This is a genomic window from Kitasatospora sp. NPDC127060, from assembly GCF_042724935.1.
Taxonomy (GTDB): Bacteria; Actinomycetota; Actinomycetes; order Streptomycetales; family Streptomycetaceae; genus Kitasatospora.
Genome location: NZ_JBHXEG010000047.1, coordinates 38499 through 61338 on the forward strand (window position 1 = coordinate 38499; position 22840 = coordinate 61338).

21 protein-coding genes and 1 tRNA gene are annotated in these 22840 nt (G+C 73.0%); 10 read left to right on the forward strand and 12 right to left on the reverse strand.

The annotated features are described in order from the left end of the window. The first annotated feature begins 25 nt into the window (after window positions 1–25). The gene (locus ACFWIS_RS24330; RefSeq protein WP_380456974.1) at window positions 26–2047 is read left to right on the forward strand and encodes a tetratricopeptide repeat protein; all 2022 of its coding nucleotides are present in this window, start codon (window positions 26–28) and stop codon (window positions 2045–2047) included. A 42-nt stretch (window positions 2048–2089) separates the two neighbouring features. On the opposite strand, the gene ACFWIS_RS24335 is transcribed toward ACFWIS_RS24330, so the two are convergent. After that, window positions 2090–2281, reverse strand: coding sequence for a DUF6011 domain-containing protein (locus ACFWIS_RS24335; protein WP_380456972.1), 192 nt, complete (start codon window positions 2279–2281; stop codon window positions 2090–2092). A 42-nt stretch (window positions 2282–2323) separates the two neighbouring features. Here ACFWIS_RS24335 and ACFWIS_RS24340 point away from each other — a divergent pair, with 42 nt between their 5' ends. Beyond that, window positions 2324–3091: a TetR/AcrR family transcriptional regulator gene (locus ACFWIS_RS24340; RefSeq protein ID WP_380456970.1), complete on the forward strand. Its 768-nt coding sequence runs from the start codon at window positions 2324–2326 to the stop codon at window positions 3089–3091. A gap of 30 nt (window positions 3092–3121) precedes the next feature. On the opposite strand, the gene ACFWIS_RS24345 is transcribed toward ACFWIS_RS24340, so the two are convergent. Next, entirely contained in the window at window positions 3122–3520 is a 399-nt protein-coding gene (locus ACFWIS_RS24345) for a winged helix-turn-helix transcriptional regulator (RefSeq protein ID WP_380456968.1), read from the reverse strand. A gap of 96 nt (window positions 3521–3616) precedes the next feature. Between ACFWIS_RS24345 and ACFWIS_RS24350 the strand changes: the two genes are divergently transcribed. After that, window positions 3617–4465, forward strand: a complete 849-nt coding sequence (locus tag ACFWIS_RS24350; RefSeq protein WP_380456966.1) for an SDR family oxidoreductase — start codon at window positions 3617–3619, stop codon at window positions 4463–4465. Between the two features lie 201 nt (window positions 4466–4666). Then, window positions 4667–5644, forward strand: a complete 978-nt coding sequence (gene rarD, locus ACFWIS_RS24355) for an EamA family transporter RarD (protein ID WP_380456964.1) — start codon at window positions 4667–4669, stop codon at window positions 5642–5644. A 53-nt stretch (window positions 5645–5697) separates the two neighbouring features. Here the strand turns inward: rarD and ACFWIS_RS24360 are convergent, their stop codons facing one another. From ACFWIS_RS24360 to ACFWIS_RS24370, 3 genes are read right to left on the reverse strand one after another with little or no spacing between them, the layout of a single operon-like run. Continuing rightward, entirely contained in the window at window positions 5698–6612 is a 915-nt protein-coding gene (locus ACFWIS_RS24360) for an ABC transporter permease (protein ID WP_380456962.1), read from the reverse strand. Beyond that, complete coding sequence (locus tag ACFWIS_RS24365; protein WP_380456960.1) at window positions 6599–7693, reverse strand: ABC transporter ATP-binding protein; 1095 nt, start codon at window positions 7691–7693, stop codon at window positions 6599–6601. Before ACFWIS_RS24365 ends, ACFWIS_RS24360 begins: the two co-directional genes overlap by 14 nt. Before the next feature lie 3 nt (window positions 7694–7696). Further along, the gene (locus ACFWIS_RS24370; RefSeq protein ID WP_380456958.1) at window positions 7697–8983 is read right to left on the reverse strand and encodes an outer membrane lipoprotein carrier protein LolA; all 1287 of its coding nucleotides are present in this window, start codon (window positions 8981–8983) and stop codon (window positions 7697–7699) included. A 182-nt stretch (window positions 8984–9165) separates the two neighbouring features. On the opposite strand from ACFWIS_RS24370, the gene ACFWIS_RS24375 reads away from it, so the two are divergent. Both ACFWIS_RS24375 and ACFWIS_RS24380 read left to right on the forward strand, forming a co-directional pair. Further along, on the forward strand, window positions 9166–11754 hold the full coding sequence (locus ACFWIS_RS24375) for a bifunctional FO biosynthesis protein CofGH (RefSeq protein ID WP_380456956.1): 2589 nt from the start codon (window positions 9166–9168) through the stop codon (window positions 11752–11754). 246 nt (window positions 11755–12000) lie between these two features. Then, on the forward strand, window positions 12001–13116 hold the full coding sequence (locus ACFWIS_RS24380; protein WP_380456954.1) for an ADP-ribosylglycohydrolase family protein: 1116 nt from the start codon (window positions 12001–12003) through the stop codon (window positions 13114–13116). Window positions 13117–13299: 183 nt separating this feature from the next. Here ACFWIS_RS24380 and ACFWIS_RS24385 read toward each other — a convergent pair whose 3' ends face one another. The 3 genes from ACFWIS_RS24385 to ACFWIS_RS24395 form a co-directional block, all read right to left on the reverse strand. Beyond that, window positions 13300–13509, reverse strand: a complete 210-nt coding sequence (locus ACFWIS_RS24385; RefSeq protein ID WP_380456952.1) for a DUF397 domain-containing protein — start codon at window positions 13507–13509, stop codon at window positions 13300–13302. Next, window positions 13506–14369: a helix-turn-helix domain-containing protein gene (locus ACFWIS_RS24390; RefSeq protein ID WP_380456950.1), complete on the reverse strand. Its 864-nt coding sequence runs from the start codon at window positions 14367–14369 to the stop codon at window positions 13506–13508. The genes ACFWIS_RS24385 and ACFWIS_RS24390 overlap by 4 nt, the downstream gene beginning before the upstream one ends. A 517-nt stretch (window positions 14370–14886) precedes the next feature. Then, window positions 14887–15627, reverse strand: a complete 741-nt coding sequence (locus tag ACFWIS_RS24395; protein ID WP_380456948.1) for a GPP34 family phosphoprotein — start codon at window positions 15625–15627, stop codon at window positions 14887–14889. A gap of 666 nt (window positions 15628–16293) precedes the next feature. Here ACFWIS_RS24395 and ACFWIS_RS24400 point away from each other — a divergent pair. Further along, on the forward strand, window positions 16294–18330 hold the full coding sequence (locus tag ACFWIS_RS24400) for a D-alanyl-D-alanine carboxypeptidase (protein WP_380456946.1): 2037 nt from the start codon (window positions 16294–16296) through the stop codon (window positions 18328–18330). Window positions 18331–18471: 141 nt separating this feature from the next. Then, window positions 18472–18544: transfer RNA gene (locus ACFWIS_RS24405), tRNA-Arg, on the forward strand. A 215-nt stretch (window positions 18545–18759) separates the two neighbouring features. Here the strand turns inward: ACFWIS_RS24405 and ACFWIS_RS24410 are convergent. Then, on the reverse strand, window positions 18760–19587 hold the full coding sequence (locus ACFWIS_RS24410) for a phosphatase PAP2 family protein (RefSeq protein ID WP_380456944.1): 828 nt from the start codon (window positions 19585–19587) through the stop codon (window positions 18760–18762). Between the two features lie 425 nt (window positions 19588–20012). Here ACFWIS_RS24410 and ACFWIS_RS24415 point away from each other — a divergent pair, with 425 nt between their 5' ends. Together ACFWIS_RS24415 and ACFWIS_RS24420 are read left to right on the forward strand one after the other, a co-directional pair. Then, window positions 20013–20999, forward strand: a complete 987-nt coding sequence (locus ACFWIS_RS24415) for a sigma-70 family RNA polymerase sigma factor (RefSeq protein ID WP_380456942.1) — start codon at window positions 20013–20015, stop codon at window positions 20997–20999. A 136-nt stretch (window positions 21000–21135) separates the two neighbouring features. Then, complete coding sequence (locus ACFWIS_RS24420) at window positions 21136–21438, forward strand: hypothetical protein (RefSeq protein ID WP_380456941.1); 303 nt, start codon at window positions 21136–21138, stop codon at window positions 21436–21438. 9 nt (window positions 21439–21447) lie between these two features. On the opposite strand, the gene mscL is transcribed toward ACFWIS_RS24420, so the two are convergent. The 3 genes from mscL to ACFWIS_RS24435 form a co-directional block, all read right to left on the reverse strand. After that, window positions 21448–21864: a large conductance mechanosensitive channel protein MscL gene (gene mscL, locus ACFWIS_RS24425; protein ID WP_380456939.1), complete on the reverse strand. Its 417-nt coding sequence runs from the start codon at window positions 21862–21864 to the stop codon at window positions 21448–21450. 30 nt (window positions 21865–21894) lie between these two features. Then, complete coding sequence (locus ACFWIS_RS24430; protein ID WP_380456937.1) at window positions 21895–22173, reverse strand: hypothetical protein; 279 nt, start codon at window positions 22171–22173, stop codon at window positions 21895–21897. A gap of 227 nt (window positions 22174–22400) precedes the next feature. Further along, a complete protein-coding gene (locus ACFWIS_RS24435; RefSeq protein WP_380456935.1) occupies window positions 22401–22733 on the reverse strand; it encodes an FmdB family zinc ribbon protein in 333 nt (110 codons plus the stop codon). Window positions 22734–22840 lie beyond the last annotated feature (107 nt).

The following is a 22840-nucleotide window of genomic DNA, read 5'->3' on the forward strand; positions in this document are numbered from 1 at the left end:
ACGAGAGCGGACCGGGGGACAGGGCATGGCGCACACCGACGACGGGGGCGACGAGCGGCTGGCGGCGGAGGGAGAGGTGGCCGTCGCCCGGCTGGCCATCGACTCCGGCGACCTCACCCATGCCGCCGACCACCTCTCCGACGCGATCCTCGCCGACCCCCAGCTGCCCGAACTCCACGAGGCGCTGGCCGAGTTGTCCGCCGCCGCGGGCGGGCCCGCCAAGGCGCGCGAGCTGTTCCCGCTGGACGGCGAGGTCTACCTGGGCACGGTCGTCTGCCGGGCCCACGTGGAGGCCGCCGCCGGGGACTGGGACACCGCCGTCAGCCTGCTCGCCTCGGCGATCCAGTACGAGCCGGGCCGCCCCTGGGCGCACGCCGCCTGGCTCGCCCGCGAGGACCTGCCCACCCTGGTCGACCCGGACGCCGTCGCCCAGGCGGTGGCCCGCGCCGCCGGTGCGCTGCCCGACCCGCTGCCCGCCGAACTCGCCGACACCGTAAGGCCCTTCGAGCGCTTCCTGCGGGCCGTGGTGGCCCGCCACCCCGAGCACCCGCTGCTACTGGCGATGGCCTCCGGCCTGACCCGCCGCTTCGGCGCCACCACTCGCGCCGTCGAACTCGCCGAGCGGGCCCACCGGCTGGCCCCCGGCTACCTGCCCGCGGTGATGCTCGGCAACGCCCTGCGCGCCGACGGCCGCCCCGAGGAGGCGCTCGCCGTCTGGGAGGCCGAACTCGCCCGGGCCGCCCCGGAGGAGGGCGACTCCAGCGGCTACCTCGCCGTGGACGTCGCCGAGTTGTACGGCACCCTCGGCCGCCCCGCCGAGGGCCTGCCCTGGCTGGAGCGCGTCCTCGCCGCCGATCCCGACCACCCCAAGGCCGCCCCCGCCCGGCACGGACTGCGGCACGCCGTCGACGGCGACGCCGCCCATCTGCTCGCCCTCGCCGACCACCACCGCGACCACCCCGACCACGCGTACGCCCAGGACCTGCTGGAGCGGCTCAGCCACCGGGAGCCCTGGCTGGGCATGGTCACCGGCACCACCGAGGCGACCGTCAACGTGCTGCACCAGGTGCTCGGTTCGGCCGGCACCGGCACCGGCACGGGAACCGACACCGAGATCGACTGCACCGCCTCCGCCGTCGAGCCGCCCAGCTCGGTGCTGGCCGTCCGGCTCGCGCTGCCGCGCTCCACGGTGTCCTACCGGTCCGTCGGCGAGCCCGACCCCCGGTTGCCGCTGACCGAGCCGACCACCCGGATCTGGGCCTGGGACGGCACCGACCCGCGCCCGGCCGTCGCCGCGCCCGCCCCGTCCAGCTCCGAACTCGTCCGCGCCACCGCCGAGATCGTCTGGCCGACCGTGCCCGCCGCCTACGACCACGCCGTCCGGCTGGCCGGGCTGCCGCTGGACGAACTGCTCGGCGCGCTCGTCCACCCGCCGGCGCCCCGTGAGGACGACCTCGGCCGCGCGCTGCTCGCCCACCAGCCCGAACTGTGGGTGCGTGCCGTGCAGTCCTTCGCCTGCCTCGGCATCGCCCACCACCGCACCGACCAGCCCTGGGAGGGCTCCGAGCGCCGCCGGGTGCTGCGCGACCTGCTGCTCGGGCCGGAGGACTGGGTGGTCGAGGCGGCCGGCTTCGCCCTGGTCGCGATCGGCTGGACCCACCCCGCCGCCCGCGCCGACATCGCCGCCCTGCTGCGGCAACGGCTGCACTACAGCGCCCGGGCGAGCCGCAGCCGGGTGGTGACCATCCTCCGCTCCTACTGCGCCCTGGTGCTGGCCGCGCCGTGGGCGGAGCCGGCCGACCTCGCGCTCGCCCGGCAGCTGATGGCGGAGGCGGACGCCCGGGACGCCGAGGGACCGGCGGAAACCGGCGGCACCGGCGGCACTGGCGGCACCGGCGGCACTGACGGCACTGACGGCACTGGCGGCACTGATGGGACCGACGGCACTGGCGGTACGGATGATGCCCAGGAGAGCGGCGGAGGGCCCGCACGGGATCCGGGGCGACCCCGCCCCGGCCTGTTCCGCCGCCTCTTCGGCCGCTCCTGACGCGCCGATCCGGGTGGCCGCTCGTGATGCTCCGGCCCGGCGTCACACCCCCGGCAGGGTCTCCTGCTCCACGTCGAACCGCGTGACCCGCTCCGCCGGATCGCGGCACTCCGGCCCCAGCCGCAGCATCCGCGACTCCGGGTCGTGCAGCGGCCGGTGGCAGCGTCGGCAGGTCACCCGGGGGCGGAGCGCCTCGGTGGTGTCCGTGCCGGGCAGTGGCTCAGGGCTGGTCATGGAGAGACGGTAGCGGCCGTCGGCCGTGAAAGGATCCTCCGCATGGCCACCGACCGCAGCAGCGCAGGAGATCCGGCGCGCACCCTCGCCCTGCTCTGGGGGCTGACCGCCGAGGAGAAGCCGGGCCGGCGCGGCCCCCGGCAGGCCCGTTCGACCGGCGAGATCGCCGCCGTAGCGATCGCCCTGGCCGACGCCGAGGGCGTGGACGCCGTCACCATGCGGCGGGTCGCCCAGGAGCTGGGGCTGTCCGCGATGGCGCTCTACACCTACGTGCCCGGCAAGGCCGAACTCCTGGACCTGATGCTGGACACGGTCTACGCCACCATGCCCCGCAGCACCCCGGCGGACGACGGCTGGCGGGCCCGGGCCACCGCCGTCGCCGACGACAACCGGGAGCTGTACCGCGCCCACCCGTGGGTCGCGGCCGTATCCACCAGCCGCCCGCCGCTGGGCCCCGGCCTGATGGCCAAGTACGAGTACGAGCTGCGCGCCCTGGAGGGCACCGGCCTGCCCGACGTCGAACTGGACGCCGCGCTGACCCACCTGCTCGGCTTCGTCCAGACCTGCGCCCGGATGGCCGCCGACGAGCGGGCCGCCCAGCAGGACAGCGCGCTGACCGACGCCCAGTGGTGGCAGGCCAACGCCGAACTGCTGGCCCGGGTCTTCGACCCCGAGCGCCACCCCGTCGCCGCCCGCGTCGGGGCCGCCGCCGGGGAGGCGCACGGCGGCGCGTACAGCCCGGACCACGCGTACGCCTTCGGGCTGGCCCGGGTCTTGGACGGCCTGGAGGCCCTGATCGGGAAGCAGTAGCCCGGCCTCGGGGAGCAGTGGCCCGCCGTCTCAGGAGGCGGTGGCCCGCCCGTCGTACTCCTCGCGGGCCGCGACCACGGAGGCCACCCGCTGCTCCGACCAGTGCGCGAGCGCCGCGACCAGCTCCGCCGCCTCCTGCCCGAGCGGGGTGAGGCTGTAGTCGACCCTGGGCGGGATCACCGGGTGCGCCTCGCGCAGCACGAAGCCGTCCCGCTCCAGCGTCTGCAGGGTCTGGGCGAGCATCTTCTCGCTGACCCCCGAGACCCGGCGCCGCAGTTCGCTGAACCGGTAGCCGCGCTCGCGCAGCGCGCCGAGGACGAGCACGCCCCAGCGGCTGGTGACGTGCTCCAGTACGCCCCGGGACGGGCACATCCGGTCGAAGACGTTCGCGGGCGGGAGCCCGTCCGGAACCATCGTGCTTACCTTCATGTCAGTACCCTACTTTGAAGTGCGTACTTTCGAAAGGTTAGTGCAGCTCCTAGGGTGAGTTCCGAGGTCAGAAGCCCCCAGGAGTAGGAGCACCCCATGTACGTCGTCACCGGAGCCACCGGCCAGCTCGGCCGTCTCGTCCTCGAAGGCCTGCTGGCCGCCGTCCCCGCGAGCGAGGTGGCGGTGGCCGTCCGCTCCGCCGGGAAGGCCGCCGACCTGGCCGCGCGCGGGGTCGACGTCCGGGTGGTCGACTACGACCGGCCGGAGACCCTGGCGGGCGCCTTCGCCGCCGGCGACCGGGTGCTGTTGATCTCGGGCAGCGAGGTCGGCCGCCGGATCCCCCAGCACCGGGCCGTCGTCGAGGCCGCGCGGGCGGCCGGGGTCGCCCTGCTCGCCTACACCAGCATCCCGGCCGCGGCCACCTTCGGGCTGGCCGACGAGCACAAGGCGACCGAGGAGCTGATCCTCGCCTCCGGACTGCCGTACGCCTTCCTGCGCAACGGCTGGTACACCGAGAACTACCTGGGCGACGCGGCCGGCACGGTCGAGCGCGGTGTGGTGCTCGGCAGCGCCGGGGACGGCCGGGTGGCCACCGCCCCGCGCCGGGACTACGCCGACGCCGCGGTCGCCGTCCTGCTGCGCGGTGACGAGCAGAACAAGGCCTACGAGCTGAGCGGGGACACCGCCTGGAGCCTGCCCGAGCTCGCCGCGGAGCTGGCACAGGCCTCCGGCAAGCCGGTCGCCCACCGTGACGTGACCCCGGCCGAGCACCTGGAGGTCCTGGTCGGCGCGGGCCTGCCGCAGGGCTTCGCGGAGGCCCTGGTCGACGTGGACGCGGGCATCGCGCGCGGCGAGCTGGCCGGCACCCCGGGCGACCTGGCCCGGCTGATCGGCCGCCCGACCGTCCCGCTGGCGGAGTCCGTCCGTACCGCGCTCGGGGTCTGAGACAGCCGGTCGGCCGCCCGACTGGCCCGCCGTCCGGCCGCCGTCCGGTTGTCGTCTGACCAGCGAATGACCAGCGAAGACGCCGCAACCGTCCAGCATCCAAGCGCTGTCATGACCAAAATCCGGAAACGGAGATGACAGGCTGCCCTCCCGCCCGCTACCGTCACCTCGATATTCGCGCGCGCGGGAGGGCACTCGGCCATGCCACAGACAACCCAGCAGGACAACGGCCGAGGCCTCTGGTACGGCGTGGCGGCCTACGGCATCTGGGGCCTGTTCCCGCTGTTCTGGCCGCTGCTGGAGCCCGGCGCCGCCGACGACATCCTCGCCAACCGGATGGTCTGGTCCCTGGTCGCGGTGGTGCTGATGCTGGTCGCCCAGCGGCACTGGGGCTGGATACGCCCGCTGCTGCGCCAGCCCCGCCGGGTCGCCATGCTGGCCGGCGCGGCCATGGTGATCTCCGTCAACTGGGGCGTCTACATCTGGGCCGTCAACAACGACCACGTCGTGGAGACCAGCCTCGGCTACTTCATCAACCCCCTGGTCACCATCGGCTTCGGCGTCCTGGTGCTCAAGGAGAAGCTGCGCGGCGTGCAGTGGGCGGCCGTCGGCATCGGCGCGGCCGCCGTCGCGGTGCTGACCGCCGCCTTCGGACAGTTGCCCTGGATCGCGCTCACCCTGGCGCTCTCCTTCGCCACCTACGGCCTGCTGAAGAAGCAGGTCGGACTGAGCGGGCTGGAGAGCCTGGCCGCGGAGAGCGCCTTCATGTTCCCCTTCGCCCTCGGCTACCTCGTCTACCTGGAGGTCAGCGGGCGCGGCACCTTCGGGCACACGGTGGCCGGCTCGTACGGCTGGGGGCACTCCGGGCTGCTGATGCTCAGCGGGGTGATCACCGCGATCCCGCTGCTGTTCTTCGGCGCGGCCGCCGTCCGGGTGCCGCTGACCGTGCTGGGCCTGCTGCAGTACCTGGCGCCGGTGTTCCAGTTCCTGATCGGCGTCGCGGTGTTCCACGAGTCGATGCCGCCGGCGCGCTGGGCCGGCTTCGCCCTGGTGTGGGCCGCGCTGGCACTGCTCACCTGGGACGCGCTGCGCCAGGTGCGGGCCGACCGCGCCGGGCGGGCCGCGGCGCTGCCGCAGCCCGTCCCGGCCGAGGCCGTCCGGGAAGCCGTCACGCGCTGAGGCGGCTCCCGCCGGCGTCGGTCACGCGCTGAGGCGGCTCCCGCCGGCGTCGGTCACGCGCTGATGTCCCGGCTGGTGAACCGGGCCCAGGCCGCCGAGCCGAACACGGCGACGTAGGCGGCCTGGAGGCCGAGGTCCTTCCACACGCCGTCCCAGTACATCGGCTGGCGCAGCAGGTCCGAGAAGCTCATCCAGTAGTGGGTGAACAGGAACGGCCGGATCGCGTCCAGCTGCGGGAAGGCGTCCAGGATCTGCACCGTGATGACCAGCCCGACGGTCGCCGCCATCGCCGCGATGCCGCTGCCGGTCAGGGTGGAGACGAACAGCCCGATCGCCACCAGCCCGGCCAGCGAGGCCGCGACCACCCCGGCCACCAGCACCGCCCGCAGCAGCGCGTCGGCGAAGCCGATGGTGTCCCCGGAGATCAGCGTGACCTCGCCGAGCGGGAACAGCGTGGCGCCGGCCGCCAGCGCGGTGACCGCGACCGCCGCCGTCGCCGCCAGGCAGAACACCAGCCCGGCGGTGAACTTGGCGGCCAGCAGCCTGGTCCGCCCGGCCGGGGCGACCAGCAGGTAGCGCAGCGTCCCGGTGGCCGCCTCGCCCGCCACCGAGTCCCCGGCGACCACGCCGACCGTCATCGGCAGGAACACCGGCAGCGCCACCGCCAGCGCGGTGAACACCAGGAACAGGCCGTTCTGGGTGGTCTGCGCGATGAAGCTGGGACCGCCGCCCTCGCGCGGGCTGTCGGTGTTGAGCTTGACCACCACCCCGATCAGGATCGGCAGCACCGCCAGGATGCCGAGCAGCACCTTGGTGCGCATCCGGCGGAAGGTCAGGTGCAGTTCGTTGCGGAACAGCGCCAGGAAGCCGGACGCGGTCTGCGGCCGCCGACCGGTCACCAGCACCGGCCCGGCCGTCGACGGCTCCGCCTGAGACGGCTCAGCCTGCGGAGCCTCAGCCTGCGACATCGAAGCCCTCCCCGGTCAGCGCCACGAAGGCGTCCTCCAATGTGCCCCGCTCCAGCCCGAACCCGTGCACCCGGACCCCGGCCTCGACCAGCGCCGCGCACAGCTTGGGCAGCGCCTCGTCGCCGCTCGCGCCCAGCTCGCCGTCCACCCGGCCCTCGCCGGGCGCCAGCGCGACCACCTGGTGGGCCGCCAGCACCTCGGCGGCCTGCGTCACGTCGGGGGTGCGGACCACCAGCCGGCCCTGCGCCCGGGCGGCCAGTTCGGCGACGGTGCCCTGCACCACCAGCCGGCCCCGGGACATCACCGCCGCGTGGGTGCAGACCTGCTCGATCTCGTCCAGCAGGTGGGAGGAGAGGAACACCGTGGTCCCCTCCGCCGCGACCTCCCGGACCAGCGCCCGGATCTCCCGCATGCCCTGCGGGTCCAGCCCGTTGGTCGGCTCGTCCAGTACCAGCAGTTCGCGCGGCTGCAGCAGCGCGGAGGCCAGGCCCAGACGCTGCTTCATGCCGAGCGAGTAGGCGCGGGCCTTCTTGCCCGCGGCGGCGCTCAGGCCGACCCGCTCCAGCGCGGTCTCGACCCGCTGCCGACGGGTGCGCGGGTCGGCGGTCGGGTCGGCGGCGTCGAAGCGGACCAGGTTGTCCCGGCCGGACAGGAAGCCGTACAGCGCCGGGCCCTCGATCAGCGCGCCCACCCGGGGCAGCACGCCGGCGACGGACTGCGGCATCGACTCGCCGAGCACGGTGGCCACGCCGGAGGTGGGGGCGATCAGGCCCATCAGCATCCGGATGGTGGTGGTCTTGCCGGAGCCGTTGGGGCCGAGGAAGCCGAACACTGAGCCGCGCGGCACGCTCAGGTCCAGGCCGTCGACGGCGAGTTGGCCGCCGCGGAAGCGCTTGGTCAGGCCGCGGGTCCTGATCACGTCATCGGCGGAGCTGGGAGCGGAGCGGGGAACGGAACCGGGAGCGGAGCGGGGAACGGGACCGGGAGGGGAGGCCGGGGACGGAACGGGGGCCGGGCGCGACGCCGCGCCCGAGCCCCCGGCCGACTCCGTAACGTCCCCCGTTACGGGAGTCTCGGTCATCCGTCAGTTCACCCCGGCGGCGTGCTGGAGGACGGGCAGGGTGACCGCGCCGGCGAAGACCCGGCCGTCGTCGGTGAGCAGCACGTTGACGACCTTGGTGCTGATCAGGGTGCCGCCGCCGACCGGCTTGCCGAGCGACTTCACCAGGGCCTGCGGGTTCATCGCCCGGCTCTGGGGCTTGCCCTTCTTGCCGTCGGCCTTCGGCGCCGCGTCGGGCGCCTCGACGGTGGCGGGCAGCTGGGTGGAGACGACGGCCGTCCAGCCCTCGCCGATCACCTTCACCCCGTCGTGGCCCGTGCCCTGCTCACCCTTGCCCGGCTCGCCCCGGCCCTTGGCGTGCTCGGCCTCGGCGCCCTTGGTCGCCTCGTCCGCCTTCTTCTCCGTCACCTTGGCGCCCTTGGGCGCGGTGAAGTCGAAGGTCTTGGCGGCCGGCTTGGCGAAGGAGACGTCGGTGAAGTGGACGTCCAGCACGGTGGAGCCGTCGGTGGACTTCACCACCACGGCCAGCGGCACCCCGTTGTCGGCGGCGACCGAGATCCGCACCTCGGCGATGGTCGAGCCGGACTGGGTCGGCTTGACGCTCAGCTGATAGGCCTTCTGCCCGGCCACGTTGGCCGTCCCGGTGACGGTGACGGCGGTGGTGCCGGCGCTGCCGGTCAGGAACTGCTCGGCGGCCTCCTGCGGGGTGGTCGGCACCCCGGTGAGCGGCGCCTTCGGCGACTTCCCGGCCTCCGCGTGCCCGGCCGCGTGCCCGGCCGGGCGCCCGGTCATGTGCAGCGCGGTGTTGGTCGAGCTGTCCCAGGCCCAGCTCTGGTCGCCGTTGCGGACCAGGGTGTAGCCCGCCATGTTCTCCATCAGGTCCACCCGCTGGCGGTCCGGGCCGTCCACCGCGACCCGCAGCGTCTGGTCGCCGCCGAGCAGGCCGAGCAGCTTGGCCTGCGGGTCCGCGGACGCGCCCTGGCCCTGGCCGCCGCCGTGGCCGGCCGCCGCGCCGAGCCCGCCCGCCGCCGCGCCCAGCAGCTGGCTGGGCACGCCGAGGTCGGTGGCGACGGAGACCGTCCCGGACAGGGACTGGGCGTCGGAGCCCAGCGCCTTGGCCACCACCTGCTCGGCGGACAGCTGCGGCAGGTTCGGCGGCGAGTCGGCGGCCAGCGCCGGCACCAGCCCGACTCCGGCGGCGATCACCGCCCCCACCGCCAGCGGTACCCCGGCCCGCACCAGGGTGCGCCGTCGCGAGCGGTACGGGACCCCGCCGTCCATGGCGTCGTCCACCGCCGTCTCATTGGTCATGGCGTCCTCAACTCCTCTTCGAACACGTGCGCTTGGCCCTGCCCCTCCATTAGAGGCCGCCGCCGTCGCCACGTCATCGCCCTGCGGGGGCACTTCGAGGTGAACCTGACGGGGTACGCCGACCCTGAGACGGCCTCAGGGTTGTGTACTCCCGTCGTACGACCCTGGCATAGGGTCGCGCCATGGACGGAACCGCTACGGCCACAAGCAACCCTCCGACCGCGAACGCGATGCGGCGCGCCCTGCGCCGCGCCAGGGACGGCGTCGCCCTCGACCTCACCGAGGCCGCCGTGCTGCTCCAGGCCAGAGGCGAGGACCTGCGGGACCTCTGTGCGAGCGCCGCCCGGGTGCGCGACGCCGGCCTGGAGGCGGCCGGCCGGCCCGGTGTCATCACCTACTCCAAGAGCGTGTTCATCCCGCTCACCCGGCTCTGCCGGGACAAGTGCCACTACTGCACCTTCGTCACCGTCCCCGGCAAGCTCCGCCGGGCCGGGCACGGGATGTTCATGTCCCCGGACGAGGTGCTGGAGGTCGCCCGGCGCGGGGCCGAACTCGGCTGCAAGGAAGCCCTGATCACGCTCGGCGACAAGCCCGAGGACCGCTGGCCGGAGGCCCGCGAGTGGCTGGACGCGCACGGCTACGACGACACCATCGCCTACGTCCGGGCGATGTCCATCCGCATCCTGGAGGAGACCGGCCTGCTCCCGCACCTCAACCCCGGGGTGCTGAGCTGGACGGACTTCCAGCGGCTCAAGCCGGTCTCCGCCTCGATGGGCATGATGCTGGAGACCACCGCCACCCGGCTGTGGAGCGAGCCCGGCGGCCCGCACCACGGCTCCCCGGACAAGGAACCGGCCGTCCGGCTGCGGGTGCTGGAGGACGCCGGCCGCAGCTCCGTCCCCTTCACCAGCGGCCTGCTGATCGGCATCGGCGAGACGTACCAGGAGCGCGCCGAGTCGCTGTTCGCGCTGCGCAAGGTCTCCCGGGCCTACCACGGCGTCCAGGAACTGATCCTGCAGAACTTCCGCGCCAAGCCGGACACCGCGATGCGCGGCATGCCCGACGCCGAACTGGACGAGCTGGTCGCCACGGTGGCCGTCGCCCGGCACCTGCTCGGCCCGACCGCCTGCCTCCAGGCGCCGCCCAACCTGGTCGACGGCGAGTACGAGCGGCTGATCGCGGCCGGCATCGACGACTGGGGCGGCGTCTCCCCGCTCACCCCCGACCACGTCAACCCCGAGCGCCCCTGGCCGCAGATCGACCGGCTCGCCGAACGCTCCGCCGCGGCCGGCTTCGCCCTGCGCGAGCGCCTCGCCGTCTACCCCGAGTACGTGCTGCGCGGCGAACCCTGGCTGGACCCGCGGGTGCTGCCGCACGTCCGGGCCCTGGCCGACCCGGCCACCGGACTGGCGAACCCGGACGCGACCGTCCAGGGCCACCCCTGGCAGGAGCCCGAGGACCTCCCGGAGTCGTACGGCCGGACCGACCTGCACACCGCCGTCGACACCGAGGGCCGCACCGGAGACCGCCGGGCCGACTTCGAGGACGTCTACGGCGACTGGGAGGTGCTGCGCGAACAGGTGCTGGCCAAGGGCGCGCCCGAGCGCCTCGCCGGGGACCTCCGCGAGGCGCTCGCGGTGGCCGCCGACGACCCGGAGAGGCTCACCGACGACCACGCGCTGGCCCTGTTCCACGCGGACGGCCCGGCCCTGGACGCCCTGTGCCGGATCGCCGACGACGTCCGCCGGGCGGCGGTCGGCGAGGACGTCACCTACTGCGTCACCCGGAACATCAACTTCACCAACGTCTGCTACACCGGCTGCCGCTTCTGCGCCTTCGCCCAGCGCCGCACCGACGCCGACGCCTACACCCTCTCCCTTGAGCAGGTCGCCGAACGGGCCGCCCAGGCCTGGGAGGTGGGCGCCACCGAGGTGTGCATGCAGGGCGGCATCCACCCGGACCTGCCCGGCACCGCCTACTTCGACATCGCCCGCGCGGTGAAGGAGCGGGTGCCCGGCATCCACGTGCACGCCTTCTCCCCGATGGAGGTGGTCAACGGCGCCACCAGGACGGGCCTGTCGATCCGCGACTGGCTCCAGCGGGCCAAGGAGTCCGGCCTGGACACCATCCCCGGCACCGCCGCCGAGATCCTCGACGACGAGGTCCGCTGGGTGCTCACCAAGGGCAAGCTGCCCGCCGCGACCTGGGTCGAAGTCGTCACCACCGCCCACGAACTGGGCATCCGCTCCTCCTCCACCATGATGTACGGGCACGTGGACGCCCCCGCGCACTGGCTCGGGCACCTGCGGCTGCTCGCTCGGATCCAGCAACGCACCGGCGGGTTCACCGAGTTCGTCACCCTCCCGTTCATCCACACCAACGCCCCGGTCTACCTGGCCGGCATCGCCCGCCCCGGCCCGACCGCCCGGGACAACCGCGCGGTGGTCGCGATGGCCCGGCTGCTGCTGCACCCGCACATCCCCAACATCCAGACCAGCTGGGTCAAGCTGGGCGCCGAGGGCGCCGCCGAGATGCTCCGCTCCGGCGCCAACGACCTCGGTGGCACGCTGATGGAGGAGACCATCTCGCGGATGGCCGGCTCGGCGTACGGCAGCTACAAGTCGGTGCGCGACCTCCAGGCGATCGCCGAGGCGGCCGGTCGCCCGCACCGCCAGCGCACCACCCTCTACGGCGAGGTGCCGGCCGAGCGGCGGGCGGCGGCGCTGGCCTCGGACGGGCACCTGCCGGAACTGCTGCCGGTCCTCGACTGAGGCCGGTCGCCCGCCGGCCCGCCCGGTCCGCCCGCCTGCCCGGTCCGCCGCACCACCGGCGGGCCGGGCCCCGGGGGGCGCCGGACGACGAGGGTGCCGGACGACGAGGGTGCCGGACGACGAGGCTGCCGGACAACGAGGGATGCCGTCTCTCCGTTCGAACCTTCGAAGTACAGTGCCAGGGCGCGTCGGCCGCCGTGGGTGCCGCGTGCGGCCCCCGACCCCGACGAAAGGCGCCCCGCCGTGATGCCACTGTGGTCACGAGCCCAGCAGCAGGACTTCCGCAGCCGGGTCCGCGGCTGCCTGCTCGGCGGTGCCATCGGTGACGCGCTCGGAGCGGGCGTCGAGTTCGAGCCCCTGGAGAAGATCCGGGCCCAGCACGGCCCGCAGGGCGTCACCGGCTACGTCCCCGCGTACGGGCGCACCGGCGCGATAACGGACGACACCCAGCTCAGCCTGTTCACCGTGGACGGCCTGATCCGCGCCCACATCCGGCGCGACACCGGCAGCTGGCACCCGCCCACCGACCTGCACCTGGCCTACCTGCGCTGGGCCGCCACCCAGCGCGACTGGGGCCCGGACGAGCGCCGCCCCGACCTCGGCTGGCTCGGCCGCGAGGAGTGGCTGTACGCCCAGCGCGCCCCCGGCCAGGGCTGCCTGACCGGCCTCACCGGGCCGGACGGCGAGCGGCTCGGCACCCTGGAACACCCCAAGAACCCGCACTCCAAGGGCTGCGGAACGGTGGTGCGGTCGGCGCCGTTCGGGCTGCTCACCACCTGGGAGCCGGGCCTGGTGTTCCAACTCGCGGTGGAGTGCTCGGTGCTCACCCACGGCCACCCCACCGGCTACCTCGCGGCGGGCGCGCTCGCGGTGATCGTCCAGGCGGTCGCCCGTGGCGGCACCCTGGAGGAGGGCGTCCACCTGGCGCTGGCCCTGCTCTCCGAGCGGCAGGCGCACGAGGAGACCACCAACGCGCTGCGGGCCGCGCTGGACGCGGTGCGGGCCGGCGAGCCGTCCGCCGAGCGGGTCGAGGCGCTGGGGGAGGGCTGGGTCGCCGAGGAGGCGCTGGCCATCGGGGTCTACTGCGCGCTGGTCGCCCACGACGTCCGCTCGGGCCTGCTGCTGGCCGTCAACCACTCCGGGGACAGCGACTCCACCGGCGCGATCTGCGGCAACCTGCTCGGGGTGCTGCACGGCGACACCGCGCTGCCGCCGGGCCTGGTGGCGGGGCTGGAGGGGCGCGGCGCGATCCTCGAACTCGCCGACGACTTCGCCCTGGAGCTGATGCACGGCACCGAACTGCACGACCGGCGGAGCCCGGAGGGGGCCGACTGGGCCGGCCGGTACCCGGTGGCGCACTGAACCCGGCCCGCCGCCGTATCCGCGCGCGGCGCCCGTAGCGCACGGAGCCCTGAACGCAGCCGCCCGGAACGCGAGTAGCCGTAACGCAAGTCGCTCGTAGCGCAAGTTGCCCGTAGCGCTGTCCGCCGCTCGGGGCGACGGACAGCGCTACGGGCAACTGGGCCGAGCACGGAACCGGCCTGGTCAGACCTCGCCGAAGGACCCCGCCGCCGCGGCCGACGCGAACGCGTTCCAGGCCTGGGTGGAGAAGCGCAGCTGCGGGCCGGCCGGGTCCTTGGAGTCCCGGACGGCGACCGCTCCCGCGGCCGGTCCGGCGATCTCCACGCAGGCGCCCTGGCCTCCGCTGTGACTGCTCTTTCGCCAACGGACTCCGTGCTCGGCGGGGGTGCTCATTCGTGGTATCCCTTTTCGATGTCGGCTATCAGCGACCGGCTCTCCGCGACACCGAGCGCGGCCGCTCTCAGGTAGTCGTAGAGACCGGTATAGCGGCGCACATCGGCTTCCTTCTCCAGGTAGAGATCGCTCGTCACACCTTCGAAGTAGACAACCGTGGAATCGGCTGACTCCGGGAACTCCAGCAGGGAGAATGTCCCGGTCATGCCGGGATGGGCTCCGTGCGAGAACGGGATCACCTGGATGGTGATGTTCGGGCGCAGGCTGAGCTCCAGCATCTGCCGCAGCTGGCGGGCCATGATCTCGCGGCTGCCGACCTCGCGGCGCAGCGCCGCCTCGTCTATGACGGTCCACAGGCTGCCGAGCTGGTTGTCGCCGTGGACGCGCTCCTGTCGCTTCATCCGCACCTGCACCCGGCGCTGCACCGCGTTCGCGTCGGTGTCCGGCTGGGTGCCCTCGACCACCGCCTGCGCGTAGTGCTCGGTCTGCAGCAGGCCGGGGATGAAGGAGGACTCGTAGGCGCGGATCGAGGAGGCCTCGGCCTCCAGGCCGATGTAGACGCTGTAGGGGGTCGGCATGTCGTTGAAGTCGTGCCACCAGCCGCGCTGACGGGACTCCTTGGCCATCTCCATCAGACTGTTGCGCATCTGCTCGTCGGCCACGTTGTACACGTCGCAGAGGTCGCGCACATCACGCTGGCTGATGCTGCGGCGGCCGTTCTCCAGCCGACTGATCTTCGACTGGGAGACCATCAGGCGGCCGGCCACCTCCTCGGCCGTCATCCCGAGGCCCTCGCGGAGTTTGCGCAGCTCGGAGCCCAGGCGCCGGCGGCGCACGGTGGGATTGATGTTCGCGGACACGTCGACCTCCGGCCGGACCTCTGGTGATCGTTGGAACGGCAGCCCTCGGGACACTTCGGACATTGGGACCAACCCCCCTGACTGGAGCAGCATGTCACCTTGGGCCAGGTCGGCGCCGGGGAATCACAGCAGCGCAGTAGAACAGACCATCGGAAAAGCGCGTCCGTGAGACAGCGATGGCCCCCGGGTGGTAATGCGGCTCGGCGACTAGGACCGGTAGTTGCGATGGGCCTCGACGGGCCTCAGGGAACGGCAGAGGGGCGGTCGCCGGGCGACTTGCGTCGCGGGGCGACCGCCCCTCGGTGCCGTTCGTGGCGCCGGTGATGCCGGGTCGTGCCGGTGGTTCGGATGGTGCGCAGTGGTGCGGCCGGTGGTCCAGCGCCCTCCAGGGGCGTGAACCGGGCGGTGTGCGCCGTCGGGCCGGTCGGGCTCGTCGGGCCGGTTGAACTGGTCGTGCGGTCGGACCGGCCGGAGCGGTCGGACTGTTCAGGCTGTCGCACTGTTCGGACTGTCGGGCTCAGCGCACCCCGACCCGGGGAGCGGAGACCCGTCCGCCCGGAGCCCGGCCCGTCGCCCGGGCGCCGGAGCGACCGGAACCGGCCCCGGAATCCTGGGAAGAACGGTTCTGCTGTGTCGGCAGGCCGTTCTGCACGTCCATCACGGCGTGCGCGACCATCCCGCCCAGCGGGTCGTACCGGATCAGATCGCGCAGCCGCGACCGCGAGGACCGGCCCTCGTTGCCCGGGTACAGGTGCTTGCCCAGCCCCACCGAGTGGGCCAGGGCGGCGAGCGCGGCCGTCCGCGGGTCCGGCGGCACGCCGGTGCGGATCGCGGTGTCCAGCCGCTGCTTGATCGCGGCGTTGGTGCAGTCGTCGGACGCCTGGTACCGGGTCGTCGGCAGCACCCCGCACATCTGCCCCGGCACGGCCGTGACCATGCCGCAGCGTTCCAGGTGTGCCAGGTACGTCTGCCGCAGGCCCAGCCGCGGCCCGCCGATCCAGTGCGCCGCGCGGACCGGACTGCCGCGTCGGCGCAGCAGTTCCAGTGCGTGGTCCAGGGTCGGGTCGCCGGTCGGCCGTGCGAGCACGACGGCGATCCGGTCGCCCTCCGGTACGATCCGTCCGGCCAGGGACAGCTCGACGAGCTGCGCCCCGGCGAGTCCGAGGTCGAGGGTCTGCGGCTGCGCCGTGGTACCCGTGGTCGGGTCCAAAGCGAGCAGCAAGAGTTCCTCGGGAACAGTTCTGCGGCTCTTGCCCATCCAAGCCTCCCCGCGTGGATGAGAGACAGGGTGACGCCTCTCACACGGGCTTGTCGAGTACGCCTCCGAATCGTGACCTTGCGGTGAAGGCGCGGAACCGGCGGCCACAGGCCCGGCGTCTGACCCATGAACAGACCACGTTGCGGCCTTGCGACGGCAATATGCGCCGGTCGGGCGGGGTGTGCGCGGCTGGACGGCCGTCGGTGGCGGAGACTGTACAGGTACACGGGGCGGGGCTTCGGCTTCCCGAAATCGGGTCTGCCGATGCCCCGCCGGGCGTTGAGGAGGCTGGGATACGTGGGCGAGTCCCCCGACAGGGTGCTGAGGGACGGCGAGCGGGAGCAGGGGCGCGAACGCGAACGGACGGGTCCGGCGGCTGGCGGGGCGTCAGCCGGCGCAGCCGCCGGGGAGAACCAGGCGGCGAGTCCCGCCGGGTCGTCGGCCGAGCCGGCTGTCGATGCGGCTGTCGATGCGGCTGTCGAGGCGACTGTCGAGGCGACTGTCGAGGCGTCGACCGGAGCCTCCGCGGAGACCCCCGCCGACGCTTCCACCGATGCCTCCGTCGACGCTTCTGCCGACGCGCCGAAGGCGGGTGTCAAGGGCGGCTCGACCGTACAGCTCCGTGTCCGGGATGTGGACAGCCGGACGACGATGCTGCGGCTTCCGGTGGACAACAAGACCACCGCGCTGCGGCTGCCGGAGGAGCTGCTGAAGCCTGCCGACGACGGTGGTTCCGGTGATCCGGCGGAGGAGAAGAAGGACTCGCCCGAGGTCGCGGAGAAGGAGAAGCAGCCGGCCGCCGAACGGCCGCCCGTCGCCGACCCGCGTCTCGCCATGCGGACGGCTTCGGTGAAGGCGGGTCCCGCCGCCGAGACCGCCCGGAAGGCCGTCGGGAAGGCCGTCGGGAAGGCCGCGGAGGAGGAAGGGGAGGAGGTCGACGACAAGGCCGACACACCCGACACCGCCACGGCCGACACCGCCACGGCCGACACCGCCACGGCCGACACCGCCACGTCCGGCACCGCCACGGCCGACACCGCCACGTCCGGCACCGCCGACAAGGCCGAGGAGGCCGAGGAGGCCGACGCGCCGGAGCAGGCCGCTCCCGCCACGCCCGCGCCCGCGCCGGGGTCCGCGTCCGTCCCCCTGACCAAGAACGGGCAACCGGGCCAGGAACCGGGCCGGGCCGAGAAGTTGGAGAAGCCCGAGTCGCTGCGCGCCCCGGCCGCCTCCCCGGCTGCCGTCACCGCGCCCGAGCCGCCGGAGCCCGCTCCGATGCCCGAGCCGGCCCCGAAGCCGGTCCAGGGCCCCGTGCCCCCGCCCGCGCCGGCACCGCTGCCCCGGCCCGAGCCGCTGCCGTCCCAGCAGCCGCAGCAGCCGACCCAGCCGCCGACGCCCGAGCCCCAGCCGCTGCCCTCGCCCGAGAACACGGCCGAGGCGATGGAGGTGCTGGCCACCCTCAACGCCCGCCCGGTCTCCCCGCTGCGGCGCGCGCTCAAGCGGGTCACCATCTGGACGGTCTTCCTGGCCGTGGTGCTCGGTGCCGTGGTGGTGGCCCAGCTGCTGCGTCCGCTGCCGGACCCGGAACTGCGGATGACGACCCCGGGCAGCTTCAGCTTCGCCGGCGACCAGCTCGACCTCGCCTGGCCGGCCAAGGGCCAGTCCGCCGCCGAGGTGGTCGGCGTCGGCAACCTCGGCAGCTCGGGCCAGGAGACCCCGGCCTCGATCGCCAGCGTCACCAAGGTGATGAACGCCTACCTGGTGCTGCAGAAGTTCCCGCTGAAAAAGGGGGAGAGCGGCCCGAAGATCGTCGTCGACAAGCAGGCCGCGCAGGAGTCCGGCAACAGCGACGAGTCCCGGGTGACCCTCACCGAGGGCCAGGTGCTCACCGAGTACCAGGCACTGGAACTGCTGATGCTGCCGTCCGCCAACAACGTGGCCCGGCTGCTCGCCCGCTACCACTCCGGCTCCGAGGAGGCGTTCGTCAAGCTGATGAACGACACCGCGGCCAAGCTCGGGATGGCCAACACCACCTACGCCGACCCGGCGGGCTTCAACGCGGACACCAAGTCCACCGCGAAGGACCAGCTGAAGCTGGCCGAGCAGGTCATGCAGGACGACATCTTCCGGCAGATCGTCGCCACCCCGGAGACCAACTTCAACAACACGAAGATCTCCAACACCAACAACCTGATCAACCCGAAGACCGGCGTGATCGGCGTCAAGACCGGCTCCAGCACCCCGGCGGGCGGCTGCCTGATGTGGGCCGCCTACAAGGACATCGGCGGCGTGAAGCGGCTGATCCTCGGCGTCACCCTGGGCCAGCAGGCCACCTCCCCGAACCCCGGCGACGGCATCCTGCCCACCGTGCTCAAGGTCAGCGGCAAGCAGATCCAGGCCGCGCAGAACGGGCTGACCGGCCAGACCCTGGTGAAGAAGGGCGACGTCGTCGGCAGCGTGGACGACGGGCTCGGCGGCAAGGTCCCGGTCGTCGCGACCAACGACCTCGTGGTGCCCGGCTTCCCCGGCGTCACCGGCACGATCACCCTGGACCCGTACGCGCTGCGCCACAACGAGAAGGCCGGCAAGGAGGTCGGCACCCTGCGGGTGGGCGCGGGCGACGGCAAGACCGAGGTCCGGGTCGCCCTCCAGAACGACCTCAACCCGCCGTCCATCCAGTCCCGCCTGCTGCGCCTCCTCTGACCCCTCCCCGCAGCAACCCCGGAGGGGGAGCCGGCCCGCCCGGCTCCCCCTCCGCCCTCCTCCCGTCAGGCACCCGGACCGCCACCCCCGGCCGACCCCCGATCCGGTACGCTGTGAACGGCCTGGTCACCGACCGGCCACGCCTCAGTAGCTCAGGGGATAGAGCACGGCTCTCCTAAAGCCGGTGTCGCAGGTTCGATTCCTGTCTGGGGCACAACAGAACCGCAGCTCACAGGCCCTCCACCCACTCGGGACGGAGGGCCTGCGGCATTCCCGCCCTCCTGCCACCCCACGTGCCACCCCGCCCGTCCCACCGGACATCGCCCGGCCGCACCGGGCCGGGGCCCCTGACGGAGCTCGGAATCCCCTGTCCCGCTCGCGGTAGCGCCGGCCAGCGGTAGCTGGCCCTGGTGATGCCGTTCCGGGGCGTCAACTCCGGTTCCCTCGAGGTCCGTCGGCGCCGCGACCGTCGAACTCGGCGGCCTCCAGCGGCTCGTCGGCCCGCGGCGCCCGGACGGACGGCACGATGACCCGCTGGACCCTGGGCCTGGTACGCCAGTTGACCCGCCGGACGTCCCGGGCCAGCGCGCCCGGCCGCCAGAGTTCGATCACGGCGGTCACGACGCCCAGTACGGCGCCGGCGGCGAGCCAGCCCGCCACCACGTCGCTGGGCCAGTGCACCCCGAGGGCCGTCCTGGTCCAGCCGATGGTCAGCACGGTGACGGCGGCCACCGAACAGGCGGCGGTCCGGCCGCGGCGGTCGACCCGGTACCAGATCAGGCCGACCAGGACGGCACAGGTGATCGCCGAGGCCATGGCATGCCCGGAGGGGAAGGCCGGGCCGCTGGCGTGTGAGACCGGGTCGGAGAAGGCGGGCCGCCGCCGGTCGACGGCCAGCTTGAGCGCCCACTGGGCACCCCAGCCGACGAGTGCCTGGGCGGCCACCCAGCCGGCCAGCATCCGGGCGCCGATCAGCCAGAGCCAGGCGGCGGCGAGACCGAGCAGTGAACGCATCGTGACGGGTCCGCCGATGTCGGAAAGGGTCTGCACCGCGGCGGTCCAGATCCGGTGTTCCCTCGCGTAGCTGTGGAGTCCGCCGATCCAGTCCTGGTCGAACTCGTGCAGGGGGTGCCAGTGGCCCGTCACCAGCATCGCCAGGAGGCCGAACAGCGCGGCACAGCCCAGCGCGAGCGACACGTCCCGAAGGAGACGACGGTGACGCACGGTGACGGTAGTCGTGCTGTTGGTCAGGTGCATGCCTGACACCTTCCCAGCGTCCCGTGCCGATCGGGAGCTGGAGTGATAGCGATTCGGCATCTTTTGTGCGGAGGGACTGCGTGCGCCGGGGGGTGGGCGCGGGCGGGAATCGGGGGCGCACGGGAACGCCCGCGATCGTCCGCCTGTTCAACCAGGGGGCGGCGATCGGGTGTGCGGACGGTGAAGAACCGCTTTCGGAGCGGTCGTCCGCGAGCACCAGAGGTGCCCGATCGGTCACCGATTGTCGAAGACCGGAGTGAAAACCGGCAGGATACTGCATCGCGAGGAAGAATCTGAACGACTTGGGAATGTTGTCCGGAATCTGTTCGTTGGATCGTTACGTGTGAGCCCCCAGGGGCCCGCACTTCTTGCCCTCCTGGGGGGCAGGCAGCAGACCTCGGCAACACCAGTCAAAGGGAGAAAGCATGGCCACCCGTGCCGTCGTTCGAGACAGGGCCGACCGGACTCGCGCGGCCCGCCCGACCAACCTTGAGGCCGACCGCGACCTGGTCGGTATGTACCTCGACGAGATCGCCAGGACGCCCCTGCTCGATGCCGCCGAGGAGGTCGAGCTCTCGCTGCGGATCGAGGCCGGTGTGTACGCCCAGCACCTGCTGGACGAGAGCGAACGCCCCGACGGTCGACTCCCCGACGGCGTCACCCATGAGGAGCTGGAGGCGATAGCCGCCGACGCCGAGCGCGCCAAGGACGTCTTCATCCGCTCGAACCTCCGCCTGGTGGTGGCGGTCGCCCGGCGCTACCCGCGCAGTGGCCTGCCCCTGCTGGACCTCATCCAGGAGGGGAACGCGGGTCTGGTGCGCGCGGTCGAGAAGTTCGACTACGCCAAGGGCTTCAAGTTCTCCACCTACGCGACCTGGTGGATCCGCCAGGCGATCACCCGCTCGATCGCCGATCAGTCCCGCACCATCCGGCTCCCCGTGCACCTGGTCGAGGAGCTGGGCCGGATCCGCCGGGTGCAGCGGGAGAAGTCCAAGGAGCTGGGCCGGGAGGCCGAGCCGGCCGAGATCGCGGCCGAGCTGGACACCACCGAGGCCCGGATCAAGGATGTGCTGGACTGGGCGCGCGACCCGGTCAGCCTCAACATGTCCGTCGACGACGAGGGCGAGACCCAGTTCGGCGACCTGGTGGAGGACACCGGGGCGACGTCCCCCGAGGACGCCGTGATGGTCATGCTTCGCCGCGAGGAGCTGGACGGCCTGATCGGGCGGCTGGACGACCGCACCGCCTCGATCATCCGCTCCCGCTACGGGATGGAGGACGGCCGCGAACGCACCCTCACCGAGGTGGGCAAGCAGCACGGGCTCACCCGCGAGCGGATCCGGCAGATCGAGAAGCACGCGCTGGCCGAACTGAAGAAGATCGCGGACCACGCGGGCTTCGAAGCCGCCTGACGACCGACGGCCGAGGTCGACCGCCCGGGCCCGGGTGCGGAGCGCTCCGCACCCGGGCCGGCGCATGTCATCGGGAGCCTCGCAAGGCTTCTAGGCTGAAAGGACAGGTCGGACCGCGAGTAGGGGAGTGGACAAGGTGAGCGAGCAGGAACAAGAGCAAGCACAGAAACCGGGGCGCGAACAGGGCCGGGACGGGGCGCGGGGCGAGCGGGGCACCCCCGCCCCTCCCTCCCCCTCCCCCTCCTCCCCTCCCTCCACCTCCACCCCTGCCTCCACGCCCGCCCCCGCCAAGGCCCGGCTCGTCTTCCGCGACCCGCTGGACCAGCAGTCCCGGGACGACACCGACGCCGGCTGGGGCGACCGCCCGGGTGCTGGAGAGAGTGGTGGGCGGGGGCTGGACTGGTACCTGAGCCAGCGCCCGCCGCACCACGGGGACTGAAGACGTGTTCTAACGCGCCGTGACCAGCGCGTCGCGGATCTCGGTCAGCAGTTGGACCTCCTTGGCCTCGGCCTCGGCCGCCACCTCGGCGACGCTCTTGCGCCTGGCCGCCATCCGGTTCATCGGCACGATCAGGACGAAGTAGACGACGGCGGCGGTGATCAGGAACTGCAGGGCGGCGCTGAGCACCGTCCCCCACAGGATGAGGATTCCGGACGTGACCTCTCCGGTGGCGCTCACCTCGCAGGGCCCCTTGAGGCAGGAACTGTAGGACGCCAGGTCCTTCGTCCCGAACACGCCGACGATCGGATTGATCACGCCTTTGACGAAGGCGTTGACGATGTTGGTGAAGGCCGCACCGATGACCACGGCGACGGCGAGTTCGACGACATTTCCACGCAGCAGGAATTCCTTGAAGCCTTTCATGCCGCCTCGAACGACGAAGTCGTTCCGGGGTTACGGGTGATCTTCCGGGAGCCCGGATTGACAACCCGTACGGCCCACCGTGGCCCCCGAGGGCGGCGGCAGTCCGGCCTGCAGGGGCCCGGAGGCGAGCGCAGCGGCGACCGCGAGCAGCACCAGCGCGGGCACCCCGCCCAGCCGTCGGACGGCCCGGCGCCAGCGGTACCAGCCGCCGCAGCCGCGCCGGATCGGCGGGAAGCTCGGCACCTCCCGCCGGGGCGGCACGGAGGGCGCGGGCAGGGGCAGGGAGAAGGACAGGCTCGTGGTCGTCATGGGGAGGGCCTCCGGACTCGGTCGGGTCTTGCTCGGTGACCCCTACCCTGCGCGTTCCCGCCACGGCTGGGAAATCGATTCCCACAGCCTGTGGAAAACCCGCCCCTGTGGATAACTTCGTACACTCACACGAGCTAATCCAACCCACGAAGGTTGACGAGGGTGCGCGAAAAGGCCCGCCGCCCCCGCGCGAAGCGGGGCCGACGGGCCTTCTCGTGAGACCGAGGTCAGCTGGCGGCCGGAGCCGGGCTGCTCGACGAGCTGGACGAGCTGGAAGAGCTCGACGAACCGGACGAGCCCGAGCCCGAACCCGAGGTCGACGACGAGGTCGACGACGTCGAGGAGCCGGTGGACGAACCCGCGCCCACCGAGCTGCTGGAGGACGAGCGGCTGTCGGTCCGGTAGAAGCCCGAGCCCTTGAACACGACGCCCACGGCCGAGAAGACCTTGCGGAGCCGTCCCTGGCAGTCGGGGCACGTGGTCAGCGCCTCGTCGGTGAACTTCTGCACCGCCTCCAGGCCGCTGCCGCACTCGGTGCACTGGTACTGGTACGTGGGCACTTGTCTTCCTCCTGGCACTCTCGCCTGATGAGTGCTAACGATGGTCAATGATGCGGTATTCCGTTGGATCAGTCCAGCGAATCCGGTGTGAGATGAGCCGGTACCGC

Bases quoted from the DNA above. Each gene is read 5' to 3' on its own strand.
- ACFWIS_RS24375 (WP_380456956.1), top strand. From the start codon at position 9,166: ATGGACGGAACCGCTACGGCCACAAGCAACCCTCCGACCGCGAACGCG.
- ACFWIS_RS24385 (WP_380456952.1), bottom strand. From the start codon at position 13,509: ATGAGCACCCCCGCCGAGCACGGAGTCCGTTGGCGAAAGAGCAGTCAC.
- mscL (WP_380456939.1), bottom strand. From the start codon at position 21,864: ATGAAAGGCTTCAAGGAATTCCTGCTGCGTGGAAATGTCGTCGAACTC.
- ACFWIS_RS24370 (WP_380456958.1), bottom strand. From the start codon at position 8,983: ATGACCAATGAGACGGCGGTGGACGACGCCATGGACGGCGGGGTCCCG.
- ACFWIS_RS24330 (WP_380456974.1), top strand. From the start codon at position 26: ATGGCGCACACCGACGACGGGGGCGACGAGCGGCTGGCGGCGGAGGGA.
- ACFWIS_RS24360 (WP_380456962.1), bottom strand. From the start codon at position 6,612: ATGTCGCAGGCTGAGGCTCCGCAGGCTGAGCCGTCTCAGGCGGAGCCG.
- ACFWIS_RS24365 (WP_380456960.1), bottom strand. From the start codon at position 7,693: ATGACCGAGACTCCCGTAACGGGGGACGTTACGGAGTCGGCCGGGGGC.
- ACFWIS_RS24335 (WP_380456972.1), bottom strand. From the start codon at position 2,281: ATGACCAGCCCTGAGCCACTGCCCGGCACGGACACCACCGAGGCGCTC.
- ACFWIS_RS24345 (WP_380456968.1), bottom strand. From the start codon at position 3,520: ATGAAGGTAAGCACGATGGTTCCGGACGGGCTCCCGCCCGCGAACGTC.
- ACFWIS_RS24430 (WP_380456937.1), bottom strand. From the start codon at position 22,173: ATGACGACCACGAGCCTGTCCTTCTCCCTGCCCCTGCCCGCGCCCTCC.
- ACFWIS_RS24380 (WP_380456954.1), top strand. From the start codon at position 12,001: ATGCCACTGTGGTCACGAGCCCAGCAGCAGGACTTCCGCAGCCGGGTC.
- ACFWIS_RS24410 (WP_380456944.1), bottom strand. From the start codon at position 19,587: ATGCACCTGACCAACAGCACGACTACCGTCACCGTGCGTCACCGTCGT.
- rarD (WP_380456964.1), top strand. From the start codon at position 4,667: ATGCCACAGACAACCCAGCAGGACAACGGCCGAGGCCTCTGGTACGGC.
- ACFWIS_RS24415 (WP_380456942.1), top strand. From the start codon at position 20,013: ATGGCCACCCGTGCCGTCGTTCGAGACAGGGCCGACCGGACTCGCGCG.
- ACFWIS_RS24395 (WP_380456948.1), bottom strand. From the start codon at position 15,627: ATGGGCAAGAGCCGCAGAACTGTTCCCGAGGAACTCTTGCTGCTCGCT.
- ACFWIS_RS24350 (WP_380456966.1), top strand. From the start codon at position 3,617: ATGTACGTCGTCACCGGAGCCACCGGCCAGCTCGGCCGTCTCGTCCTC.
- ACFWIS_RS24340 (WP_380456970.1), top strand. From the start codon at position 2,324: ATGGCCACCGACCGCAGCAGCGCAGGAGATCCGGCGCGCACCCTCGCC.